General features: G+C 62.9%; 10 protein-coding genes. 4 read left to right on the top strand and 6 right to left on the bottom strand.

What is annotated here, in order from left to right:
- Positions 1–16 precede the first annotated feature (16 nt).
- Positions 17–553 carry a L,D-transpeptidase gene (locus EN990_RS10350; RefSeq protein ID WP_181172690.1) on the bottom strand — a complete coding sequence of 179 codons (537 nt, stop codon included), beginning with the start codon at positions 551–553 and terminating at the stop codon, positions 17–19.
- A 144-nt stretch (positions 554–697) separates the two neighbouring features.
- On the opposite strand from EN990_RS10350, the gene EN990_RS10345 reads away from it, so the two are divergent.
- The 4 genes from EN990_RS10345 to EN990_RS10330 all read left to right on the top strand — a co-directional run bounded on the left by EN990_RS10345 (position 698) and on the right by EN990_RS10330 (position 4,193).
- Positions 698–1,381 (top strand): response regulator transcription factor, encoded by a 684-nt coding sequence (locus tag EN990_RS10345; protein WP_013528898.1) that lies wholly within the window; start codon positions 698–700, stop codon positions 1,379–1,381.
- 121 nt (positions 1,382–1,502) lie between these two features.
- A complete protein-coding gene (locus tag EN990_RS10340) occupies positions 1,503–1,958 on the top strand; it encodes a Crp/Fnr family transcriptional regulator (RefSeq protein ID WP_063173345.1) in 456 nt (151 codons plus the stop codon).
- Between the two features lie 215 nt (positions 1,959–2,173).
- On the top strand, positions 2,174–3,229 hold the full coding sequence (locus EN990_RS10335; protein WP_164753664.1) for a glycosyltransferase family 9 protein: 1,056 nt from the start codon (positions 2,174–2,176) through the stop codon (positions 3,227–3,229).
- A 289-nt stretch (positions 3,230–3,518) separates the two neighbouring features.
- Positions 3,519–4,193 (top strand): hypothetical protein, encoded by a 675-nt coding sequence (locus EN990_RS10330; protein WP_127365964.1) that lies wholly within the window; start codon positions 3,519–3,521, stop codon positions 4,191–4,193.
- A 28-nt stretch (positions 4,194–4,221) separates the two neighbouring features.
- Here the strand turns inward: EN990_RS10330 and EN990_RS10325 are convergent, their stop codons facing one another.
- The 5 genes from EN990_RS10325 to EN990_RS10305 form a co-directional block, all read right to left on the bottom strand.
- On the bottom strand, positions 4,222–5,028 hold the full coding sequence (locus tag EN990_RS10325; protein ID WP_013528894.1) for an exodeoxyribonuclease III: 807 nt from the start codon (positions 5,026–5,028) through the stop codon (positions 4,222–4,224).
- Positions 5,029–5,199: 171 nt separating this feature from the next.
- Complete coding sequence (locus EN990_RS10320; RefSeq protein WP_024505000.1) at positions 5,200–5,883, bottom strand: outer membrane lipoprotein carrier protein LolA; 684 nt, start codon at positions 5,881–5,883, stop codon at positions 5,200–5,202.
- Positions 5,884–6,034: 151 nt separating this feature from the next.
- Positions 6,035–8,710, bottom strand: coding sequence for a DNA translocase FtsK (locus tag EN990_RS10315; RefSeq protein ID WP_013528892.1), 2,676 nt, complete (start codon positions 8,708–8,710; stop codon positions 6,035–6,037).
- A gap of 259 nt (positions 8,711–8,969) precedes the next feature.
- Complete coding sequence (locus EN990_RS10310) at positions 8,970–9,245, bottom strand: hypothetical protein (RefSeq protein ID WP_013528891.1); 276 nt, start codon at positions 9,243–9,245, stop codon at positions 8,970–8,972.
- A 325-nt stretch (positions 9,246–9,570) separates the two neighbouring features.
- Positions 9,571–10,752 (bottom strand): ammonium transporter, encoded by a 1,182-nt coding sequence (locus EN990_RS10305; RefSeq protein WP_224619141.1) that lies wholly within the window; start codon positions 10,750–10,752, stop codon positions 9,571–9,573.
- Positions 10,753–10,784: the final 32 nt, after the last annotated feature.

Here is a 10,784-nt window from a genome sequence, read left to right as displayed (position 1 = left end):
CTCCCCTACTCCCCTACTATCTTACCACCCTCACCACCGTCCGGTCCGACAGCAGCGGCAGCAGCCGCGCCATGGTTTGCGCCGTGACAGCCACACAGCCTTGCGTCGGCGTGAAGCCGGGGCGCGCCAGATGGAAGAAGATGGCGCTGCCGCGTCCGCGCCGGCGCGGCGACAGGTTCCAGTCGAGCACCAGGCAGGCGTCGTAGAGCCTGTCGTCGCGCCGCATGCGTTCGTGGCTGGCGCCATAGGGAATCCTGACCGGCCTGTTGTAGTTGCGGTCGTCAGGCACTTCGCACCAGCCCAGATCGGGCCCGATCGGCGTCATCGCCAGCCGGGTCCTGCGGCCGCTGGAGAACTGATCCCCCCGGAAATACCCCGACAGGATCCGCATCGCGGCCAGCGGCGTGGCGCCATCGCCTTCGCGCTTGTCGGCCGAGATGCCACCGCGCCCCAGCGCACAGGCAAACACCGTTTTCCCGGCCTGCAGCAGGCCCTGGCTTGGATGCCCAGGCCTCGCCCGCACGGTCAGCACACGCAGCCCTTTTCGCAAAATTGCGCCGGCTGCATTGCGATCGTGTTTTTTCTTGTATGATCGTGCCACGGAACAAATCACTGTGAACGGCTGTTACGCCGGTCAGCTTCCGCATAAACAGGCAGCGGTCAACTGAATTTTCTTTTCAAAACAACGGATTGATCCATGACTTCACGCACCATACTGATCGTCGACGACGATGATGACCTGCGCGGCACGCTGGTCGAGCAATTATCCCTTTACGAGGAATTCGACGTGCTGCAGGAATCGACTGCGGCAAAAGGTGTCGCCGCAGCGCGCGGCGGCCTCATCGATCTGCTCATCATGGATGTCGGGCTGCCCGACATGGATGGCCGCGAAGCGGTGAAGATCCTGCGCAAGGGCGGCTACAAGGCGCCCATCATCATGCTGACCGGTCACGACACCGATTCGGATACGATTCTTGGTCTCGAGGCCGGCGCCAACGACTATGTGACGAAGCCGTTCCGCTTCGCCGTGCTGCTGGCGCGCATTCGGGCGCAGTTGCGCCAGCATGAGCAGAGCGAGGATGCCACCTTCTCGGTCGGGCCCTATACTTTCAAGCCCAGCCAGAAACTGCTGCTCGACCCGCGCGGCGGCAAGGTGCGGCTGACGGAGAAGGAGGCCTCGATCATCAAATATCTCTATCGCGCCGACCAGAAGGTGGTGACGCGCGACGTGCTGCTCGAGGAGGTGTGGGGCTACAATTCCGGCGTCACCACGCACACGCTGGAAACCCATGTCTACCGGCTGCGCCAGAAGATCGAGCGCGATCCTTCCAATGCGGAAATTCTTGTGACAGAAAGCGGCGGCTACAAGCTGGTTCCTTAAACATTTTCATTATCCAATGAGCGGCCGGGCGGGGCCGCTTTCGGGTACGATCCAGTTGGAGGGTGGTTTGGATCGAACTCGCAGAGGAGGAGTCGGACTGTCGGTTCGGGGACATAGCTAGATGGCGCTGGATGACGACATCCGCGTTCTGTCCGCCGTGAGGCTCTTCGAGGGCTTCACGCAGGAACAACTGCGCCTGCTCGCCTTTGGCGCCGAGAACACCAGGCTGATTGCCAACCACAAGCTTTATCGCGAGGACGACGAGGCCGATTCCGCCTATATCGTTGTCAGCGGGCGCATCGTGCTCTACCGGGAGCAGAATGGCGAACGCATCCCGATAGGCACGGCAGGCCCCGGCACGATCCTGAGCGAACTGGCATTGATCGCCGACACCAACCGGCTGACCAGCGCGTCGGCCGAGATCGATTCGGAAGTGATGCGGCTCAGCCGCAAGATGTTCCACCGCATCCTGGAGGAATACCCCGAGGTCGCGGTCAAGCTGCACCAGCGCATCTCCGAGGAATTTCAGGCGATGATCCGCCGCATCGAGGAACTGGCGCCGCGCTTCTCCGGCTAAATCTAGCGTACCCACGAAGCTGCTGGCTTCGCAGCCGAAGGGAGAAGTGTTTTCAACGACAGCGATGAACTGGTCGTGGCGCACTGCGCGCCATCCGGACGCCCGGATCCAGCGGCAAGGCTCCGTTGACAGGCAAGAGGTGAAATCCTAAAGCACCTCGAAGGCGGCCGGCGCAGCAGGCGCCATCACCACCAGGCTCCTGGGGGGAGCGAGCCATGCCATCAGGGCGGTACGAGACCATTATCTTGTATTCCCGCAATGACGCGTTCGGCGACGGACTGATCCGGATTCCGGCATTGCGCGCCGCCAGAACGGCATTCCCCGACAGTTTCATCGTCTACGGAACCACCCGGTCGTCGTCCCTTGAACATAGCCTCAATCGCCATGCCGGCCATTTGGTCGATGCGATCAATGTGCGGACGCCCCTGGCGCGCCTGATCGCCGGTCACAGCAAGGGCAAGGGGCGATTGGCCGTCGTCGATTTCCGCATCTCGGCGCGTTGGCTGCTTCAAGCCTCGGCATCACTGCTCGGCCGCGGCATTGCCTATGAGGCAAACTTTCCGGCTTTCGCCCTTTCCTGGCGCCTGGGTCACAGGCCTGAAGCACGACCCGGGCACAATGCCTGGCGCTACCATCGCCTCATCGAACGCCTTGCCGGCAAGCGGCTGCCTTTCGATCATCGGCTGGAGCCTAGCCCGGCCGCACGAGCGGCGGCCAGGAGCCTTGCGGACGGCAAGCATGCTCCCTTGATCATTATCGCGGCGCATGGCAGCGCCAGCAAGCGCATGTCGGCGGATCAGGTTGCCGCAATCGCCGACAGCCTGATCGCCGACGGGGCGAACCTTCTCTATGTGAGAACCCCCGGCGACGGTCCCGATATGGCTGAGCTGGCTCAGCGCGTGCCGAAGCTGCGGCTTGTCGATTCCGCCGCGATCGGAGGTGTCGATATCGGTGACATTTTGCTGGCGCTCGGCGAGTTTGCCGATCTTTACATCGGCGCCGAAGGCGGTACCGCACATCTCATGGCAACGGTGATGACGCCGATGGTTATCCTCAATGGCGGCGCCAACATGGCCCGTTGGAGGCCGCTTTCGAACTGCGTGGACGTGATCGCGACCCGCCATGCCAGCCCGACCGGCCTGGTCGCCGATGTCCCGGCGCCGACAATCATCGAAGCGGCGCAACGGATGCTGGCGACACGCCGCCGCGACCATCCCCATCTGCCGGATAAGCCTGTCAGCGCAGCAGCCCTGGGGCAACGACATGCGTGAAGACGTGAAGCGCGCCGTTTGAGTTCGAATTTATTTGGACGCGCTTCGAAGCGTGCTGGGATTCAGGTCGGGCATTTGCAGGCCGGCCTCCCCTGAACATCGGCGCCATGGTACAATGGGTTCGGTGGAGCGAAGCGCTGCAACCGTTCGATGCTGACCACCGGCACAATGCAGGCGGAGTTCTCGGCGCGGCAGAGCTGGCAGCCATCGTACTGGATTAGGCATAGGTCAGCACTTCTTGATCTTTGATTCCAATGGAGTTCCTCTCAGTCCTCTATGAGAATAGCAAATGCCAGAGAACAGCGCGCCGAACACAAAGCATGGCGGCGAATGGACAATAGCCTGGCGCTTGGTCGTGTTGGCGGCGGCGGCGATCAACGTTGCGATGCTCTTGGCCGCGCTGTTCGTCGCGCAAATTCGTGGTCTGGACGCGTGGATCTTTTATCGAGATCCATCCGCAGCCGCCGGAGTCGGTTTCTATACGGGGTGGATTTCGTCCCTGGGTGCTTCGCTATGGATCGGCTCCGGCGCCGCGACCCTGTTTGCTGGCCTGCTCACGCGCCGATGGGATTGCACGTTTCTCGGCGGCCTTACCCTCCTCCTGGGCCTCGATGACCTGTTGTTGATCCATGAGGACGTGCTGCCCATTGTTGGGATACCAGAGATCGTTCCGATGATTGCCTACGCCGGCGCCGGGTTGTTCTGGTTCTTCCGGCTGCGACGAAAAACATTCGACGGCACGATCATCTTTGTGGCCGCAGGCTTCCTGCTGGCGATGTCAGCATCGATCGACCAGCTCGGAGAGCTGTTTCCTACCCCCGGTTCTGCGGCCGCCATCGCCGAGGACGTCGTCAAAGAGCTTGGCATCTTCCTTTGGGCGGCAGGTGCCGTTGGGTACGCGGCGATGGTGACACGATTGGGCCGTCCGTGGGTGGATCCAGCCGGTCCCAACTCTACAGACTGACTGCCGCACGCGGGCATTTTCGACCAGACTAGTCCAGATCGAACCGCGCGATGACAGGCACATGGTCCGACGGGCGCTCCCAGCCGCGCGCCAGACGCAGGATCTCGTAGCCGGAAAAGCTGGGCACAAGGTTCGGCGACGACCAGACGTGGTCGAGGCGGCGGCCGCGATTGGACAGCTCCCAATCCTGCGCGCGATAGCTCCACCAGGTGTAGAGCTTCTGCTCATCCGGCACGTTGAGCCGCATCAGGTCGACCCAGTTGCCGGCGCGACGCATCGCCTCGAAATTTTCCGTCTCGACCGGCGTGTGGCTGACCACGTTGAGCAATTGCTTGTGCGACCAGACGTCATGTTCGAGCGGGGCGATGTTGAGGTCGCCGACCAGCACCGAGCCGGACACCTCGTCATGTTCTGCCCGGATGGCATTCATCTCGGCAACGAAATCGAGCTTGTGCTTGAACTTCCTGTTGATGACGGGATCCGGTTCGTCGCCGCCCGCCGGGACGTAGAAATTATGCAGCAGGATCGCCTTGCCGCCGGCCCGCACCGTCACCGAGAGGTGCCGGCTGTCCTCGATTTCGCAAAAGCGTCGCTTTTCGACCAATTCGATCGGCCGCCGCGCCACGGTTGCTACGCCGTGGTAGCCCTTCTGGCCATGGAAGGCGATGTGCTCGTAGCCGAGCTTGCGGAAAGCCTTCTCGGGGAACAGTTCGTCGGGAACCTTGGTTTCCTGCAGGCACAGCACGTCGGGCGCATGCTCGACGAGCAGGCGCTCGACGATCGGCATGCGAAGGCGAACGGAGTTGATGTTCCAGGTGGCGATGGAGAAGGGCATTTGGCAATCCAGGACAGCGTGCAACGGCCAGAACCGATGGGTCCCGGCGGGGAAGACGCCTTTTGACGGAGTCGGTCCGGGAAATTGCCAGCCGCGGACCGCAAAGACAAGCCGGGCAACGCCCGACGAGGCGCGGCCCGGTGCTTTCCACAGCTATTGGAGCGTTTGAAGCTAGCGCGCCTTGTTGGTGTTGAGCTCGCGGTTCGCCGTGTAGTCGATGGCGAAAGTATCCGGCGCGAAGCTGACGCCTTCCTTGGTGTTGAAGATCATCACCGTCGTATCCTTGCCCTGCGCGTCGGTGATCGTCCACTGCCGCAAGTCGAAGGTTTTCGGATCGAACATCATGGTGATCTTCGAATTGCCGAACACCGATTTGTCGGCGAGCTGGATGGTTGTGAGGTCGTCCTCCTGCTTGACGCTTTTGACGCGGTCGCCGGAGAGGTCGATCCTGTTGTCGAGCAGCAGCTTCAAGGGTGTCTTCGACAGCGGATAGAGATCGGACGTGTTGAGCCTCTTGTTCAGGATGACCACCGACTGGCCGTCTGAAATCACCCGGAAGTTCGAAGAGCCGTCGTAGTTGAAGCGGATCTTGCCCGGCCGTTCGAGGAAGAACTTGCCGCCGGTCTGCTCGCCCTTGGGGCCGAACTGCACGAATTCGCCGCTCATCGATTTGACCGAGGAAAAGTGGTCGGCGATCTTCTGCGCAGCGGCCGGCACAGCCGCCTGCGCCGAGGCCAGCACCTGGAAGCCGGGCACCGCGTTGAAGGCTGCCGCCCCTGCAAACGCCAGGCCGAGGCCCAGCAACTGACGCCGGGAGGGAGCAAATGTGCTGAGCGCTGAAAGATCGTTTTTCATATCGGTCACTCTCGTCTGATTCCTGAGTTGTTCTGTGCTTGGACCCCCAGTTGGGCTGAAATTTGGCGGGTCGGGCGTCCCTTGGTCGCTTCAACGCCTTGAAAGGTTCAAGGTTGCCGGACAGGGATGTCGCAAGGGTCAGGCTTTCTGGTCAGAACTTGTCCTCTTCGGTCGGCACCAGGATCTCGCGCTTGCCGGCATGGTTGGCCGGGCCGACGATACCTTCCTTCTCCATCTTCTCGATGATCGAGGCAGCGCGGTTGTAGCCGATGCCCAGCCGGCGCTGGATATAGCTGGTCGAGGCCTTGCCATCGCGCAGCACCACGGAGACCGCCTGATCGTAAGGATCGTCGGAATCCTCGAAATTGCTGTTGCCGCCACCGCCGCTCGCTCCACCCTTGCCTGACGGCTCGTCGTCATCCTCGCCATCATCCTCGGTGATGGCGTCGAGATACTCCGGCACGCCCTGCAGCTTCAGATGCGCGACGATCTTCTCGACCTCTTCATCGGCGACGAACGGGCCGTGCACGCGCTGGATACGGCCGCCGCCGGCCATGTAGAGCATGTCGCCCATGCCGAGCAGCTGCTCGGCGCCCTGCTCGCCCAGAATGGTGCGGCTGTCGATCTTCGACGTCACCTGGAAGGAGATGCGGGTCGGGAAATTGGCCTTGATGGTGCCGGTGATGACGTCGACCGACGGCCGCTGCGTTGCCATGATGACATGGATGCCGGCGGCGCGCGCCATCTGAGCCAGGCGCTGCACGGCACCTTCGATGTCCTTGCCGGCGACCATCATCAGGTCGGCCATCTCGTCGATGATGACGACGATATAGGGCATCGGCTCGAGATCGAGGTTCTCGGTCTCGTAGATCGCCTCGCCGGTCTGGCGGTCGAAGCCGGTCTGAACGGTGCGCGAGATCTTCTCACCCTTCTTGTCCGCCTGGCTGACGCGGGCGTTGAAGCCGTCGATGTTGCGCACGCCGACCTTGGACATCTTGCGGTAGCGGTCCTCCATCTCGCGCACGGTCCATTTCAGCGCCACCACCGCCTTCTTCGGATCGGTGACGACGGGCGTCAGCAGATGCGGGATGCCGTCATAGACCGAGAGTTCCAGCATCTTCGGATCGATCATGATCAGCCGGCAATCCTGCGGCGTCAGCCGGTAGAGCAGCGACAGGATCATGGTGTTGATGGCGACCGACTTGCCCGAGCCGGTGGTGCCGGCGACCAGCACGTGCGGCATCTTGGCGATGTCGACGATGACCGCCTCGCCATTGATGGTCTTGCCCAGCGCCAGTGCCAGCTTGGCCTTCGTCGTCTCGAAATCGCGGCTGGCCAGGATCTCCCTGAGATAGACGGTTTCGCGCTTGGCGTTCGGCAGTTCGATGCCGATGGCGTTGCGGCCGGGCACCACCGCGACGCGGCAGGCGATGGCGCTCATCGAGCGGGCGATGTCGTCGGACAGGCCGATGACGCGCGACGATTTGATGCCGGGCGCCGGTTCGAGCTCATAGAGCGTGACGACCGGACCCGGACGGACGGCGATGATCTCGCCCTTGACGCCGAAATCCTCCAGCACGCCTTCGAGCAGGCGCGCATTCTGTTCCAGCGCGTCCTTGGACAGGCTGGCGTCGCGCACCACGTTCTTCGGCTCGGAGAGGAAGTGCAGCGACGGCATTTCAAATTTTTCAGAGCCGATCAGCGATGTCTGCGCCTCGCGCTGCACACGGGCGCCTGGCACGGGGCGCGCCGCCGGCGCCTCGACGCGCGTGGCGGCATCGGAACGGAACGGCTGTACCTTGGCGGTCGGCGCGCCGCGGCGTTGCACGACAGGCTCATCGTCGAAATCGGCATCCTCGCCCGCATTGTCGAAGCGGTCGTCGAAGATATCGGCATCGTCGGGGTCGAGCGAGGCGCTGCGGTCATTGACCATGGCGGCGAAGAATTCCGGCTCGACGCGGGCGCGGCCATCCTGGCTCATCCGCTGCTCGGCGAACTCGGCCGATTCGACCCGTTCGGCCGCGCGGCGCCAGGCGGTGGAGCGCTGCTCCATCTCCGGCTCGTACTCGTCCCGCTCTTGCCTGCGGCGCACGGCGCGGCGGTGCATCCACGCGCGCAGCGACAGCCACCAATGGGTGATGGCGCCGAGCGCCAGGATGCCCTCGTCGCCTTCGTCCTCGTCATTGTCGAACAAAAGGTCGTCCTCGCGCGGATCGACGGCGGGCTCGTCCTCCATCACCGCAAAGCCGTTCTTGCGTCCGATCAGCGCCGAGCCATGGGCAAAGAGCCACAGTGCGGGCGCCGAAAGCAGGATGGCGATGATGCTGGCGATCAGCCCGGTCGGATAGCCGCCGATGACGACACCGGGGATCTTCAGCACCATGTCGCCGAACACGCCGCCGAGGCCGGTGGGCAGCGGCCAGGTCTTGGGCGGCACCACGCAGCCGACCATCGCAGCGGCCAGCAGCGCGAAGCCGAACCAGGACAACCCGCGCTTGGGCAGCCTGTCGACGCCGCGCGCGGAAAACAGCAGGAAGCCCCAGATGACCGTCGGAACCAGGGCGGCGACGGCGGCGAGGCCGAAGAACTGCATGGCGAGGTCGGAGAACACGGCACCCGCATAGCCCATGGCGTTGGTGACGGTGTTGTTCGTCGCGTGGGAAAAACTCGGATCGGCGACATTCCAGGTGGCAAGGCTGGCAACGCCAAAGGCGGCCAGCGCGAACAGGCCGACGCCAACCAGCCGCCCCACCTGACGCCGCGCGAACGCCTGGATGCCGTGCCCCGTATCGGCCAGCGCGAGCGGTGCTGAAGCCCCTGAACGCATGCTCTTCCCCGTCTGTCGTGGACTCGCCGGGTGCGTGGCGCACTCCGGCAGATTCGGGTCTCAGACTATCGGTGGGAAGGTTAAGGGCGCATTAACTATAAGAGGTTGAGACGCTCAAACCTCATTACCGCCGGTTGAGGCGTATGAGGCAATGTTGGACGACGGACCGATGGAGCTCCATCGAACGAAACAATGGCGGGCTGCCGGCCCGCCATTGGTCGTCTGAACAGAGATCGGGTCTCGGCCCGATCGCGGCAAATCAGTTGGCGCCGCCGAGCGCCTGCACATTGGCGCAGAATTCCGCATGCGGCTTGCTCATCGCCGCATCCTGGCATTCCTTCTTCATCGCTTCCTGCTTTTCCATCGGCATGGCCATGAAAGCTGTCTTGAAGTCCGCCATCGGCTTCATGGTTTTCATGCCGGAATCCGTGAAGAACGGCGCCATGTTGTCGGGCTCGTCCAGAGCACCGGCAAACGCCACGCCGCCGATCATGGAAAGAGCAAGCGCTCCGAGACAGATGTTCTTGAGGTTCATGAGATGGTTTCCTTCCCTGTTGTTTGGCACGAGCGTCAGAACGACGATCGTCCCCACGGTTCGGAACCAGAGCGGTCGTTGTTTCCTCAAAAAACATGATCACGCGAACGTGATTGCGTGAAGCCGGGCATTGCCGGAATGGCTTGCCAAAAAAAGAGGCCCGGATGCGATCCGGGCCTCAATGCGTGAACTCCTTTCGGGAGCATCACGACGGGATCTTTCAAAGCAATTCCAGGAGAACTGTGCAGCGCTTTCCATTCGGAATTGCGTGGAGATATGGGGCCGGCGGGAGGAGGGTTCCGCCGGCCCCTTGGCTAAGCTGGCCTTACGGCACCACTTCGCCATGCTGGGAGATGTCGAGGCCTTCGACCTCTTCCTGGGTCGTCGGGCGCAGGCCGACAAGCGCCTTGACGATGTAGAGGAGCACGAAGGTGGCAATGCCGGTCCACACGATAGTGACGGCAACGCCGTAGATCTGCTTGCCGAGCGAAGCACCTGCGCCGAGGCTGTTGATCGCCGGGTCGGCGAGCACGCCGGTGAGCAGAGCGCCTACCACACCGCCGACGCCATGCACGCCGAAGGCGTCGAGCGAGTCGTCATAGCCGAACATGTGCTTGACCTTGACCGCCGAGAGGTAGCAGACGACGCCTGCGACGATGCCGACGATGAAGGCACCGGTCGGGTTGACGAAGCCGGAAGCCGGCGTCACCGCGACCAGGCCGGCAACCGCACCCGAGATGATGCCGAGCACGGAAGGCTTCTTGGCGACGATCCATTCGGCGAACATCCAGGCCAGTGCCGCCGCCGCGGTGGCAACCTGGGTGTTGAGCATGGCAGCGCCGGCAAGACCGTCGGCTGCCAGTTCCGAACCGGCGTTGAAGCCGAACCAGCCAACCCACAGCAGCGAAGCGCCGATCACCGAATAGACCAGGTTATGCGGCGCCATGTTGGTGGTGCCATAGCCTTCGCGCTTGCCGAGAACCAGCGCACAGACCAGACCGGCGACACCGGCATTGATGTGAACGACCGTACCGCCGGCAAAGTCGAGCACGCCCGCCGATCCGAGGAAGCCGCCACCCCAGACCCAATGCGCGATCGGCACGTAGACGACCAGCAGCCACAACGCCATGAAGATCAGCAGCGCCGAGAACTTCATGCGTTCGGCGAAGGCGCCGGCAATGAGCGCCGGCGTGATGATGGCGAACGTCATCTGGAACATCGAGAACACGAATTCAGGAATGTTGGCGACGCCCGGCAGCCACAGCGAGGCCGTGGTGATGCCGTGATGGAAGAACTTCGAGGTGCCGCCGATATAGCTGTTCACGCCGCCGCCGTCCGAGAAGGCCAGCGAATAGCCGAACATGAACCACAGCACCGTCACCAGGCAGGTGATGGCGAAGCTCTGCATGACGGTGGCGAGCACGTTCTTCTTGCGCACCATGCCGCCGTAGAACAGCGCAAGGCCCGGAATGGTCATCATCAGCACCAGCGCCGTCGAGGTCAGCATCCAGGCGGTGTTGCCGGTGTCGAGCACCGGGG

The sequence above is a fragment of the Mesorhizobium sp. M7A.F.Ca.US.005.03.1.1 genome (assembly GCF_003997975.1).
Lineage (GTDB): Bacteria > Pseudomonadota > Alphaproteobacteria > Rhizobiales > Rhizobiaceae > Mesorhizobium > Mesorhizobium ciceri.
The sequence above is the reverse complement of the archived record's forward strand: the minus strand, read 5'-3'. Positions and strand labels throughout refer to the sequence as shown.

Excerpts from the sequence above, each read along its gene's own strand:
- EN990_RS10320 (WP_024505000.1), bottom strand. The coding sequence starts at position 5,883 with ATGAAAAACGATCTTTCAGCGCTCAGCACATTTGCTCCCTCCCGGCGT.
- EN990_RS10305 (WP_224619141.1), bottom strand. The coding sequence starts at position 10,752 with ATGCTGACCTCGACGGCGCTGGTGCTGATGATGACCATTCCGGGCCTT.
- EN990_RS10310 (WP_013528891.1), bottom strand. The coding sequence starts at position 9,245 with ATGAACCTCAAGAACATCTGTCTCGGAGCGCTTGCTCTTTCCATGATC.
- EN990_RS10315 (WP_013528892.1), bottom strand. The coding sequence starts at position 8,710 with ATGCGTTCAGGGGCTTCAGCACCGCTCGCGCTGGCCGATACGGGGCAC.
- EN990_RS10325 (WP_013528894.1), bottom strand. The coding sequence starts at position 5,028 with ATGCCCTTCTCCATCGCCACCTGGAACATCAACTCCGTTCGCCTTCGC.
- EN990_RS10340 (WP_063173345.1), top strand. The coding sequence starts at position 1,503 with ATGGCGCTGGATGACGACATCCGCGTTCTGTCCGCCGTGAGGCTCTTC.
- EN990_RS10330 (WP_127365964.1), top strand. The coding sequence starts at position 3,519 with ATGCCAGAGAACAGCGCGCCGAACACAAAGCATGGCGGCGAATGGACA.
- EN990_RS10335 (WP_164753664.1), top strand. The coding sequence starts at position 2,174 with ATGCCATCAGGGCGGTACGAGACCATTATCTTGTATTCCCGCAATGAC.
- EN990_RS10345 (WP_013528898.1), top strand. The coding sequence starts at position 698 with ATGACTTCACGCACCATACTGATCGTCGACGACGATGATGACCTGCGC.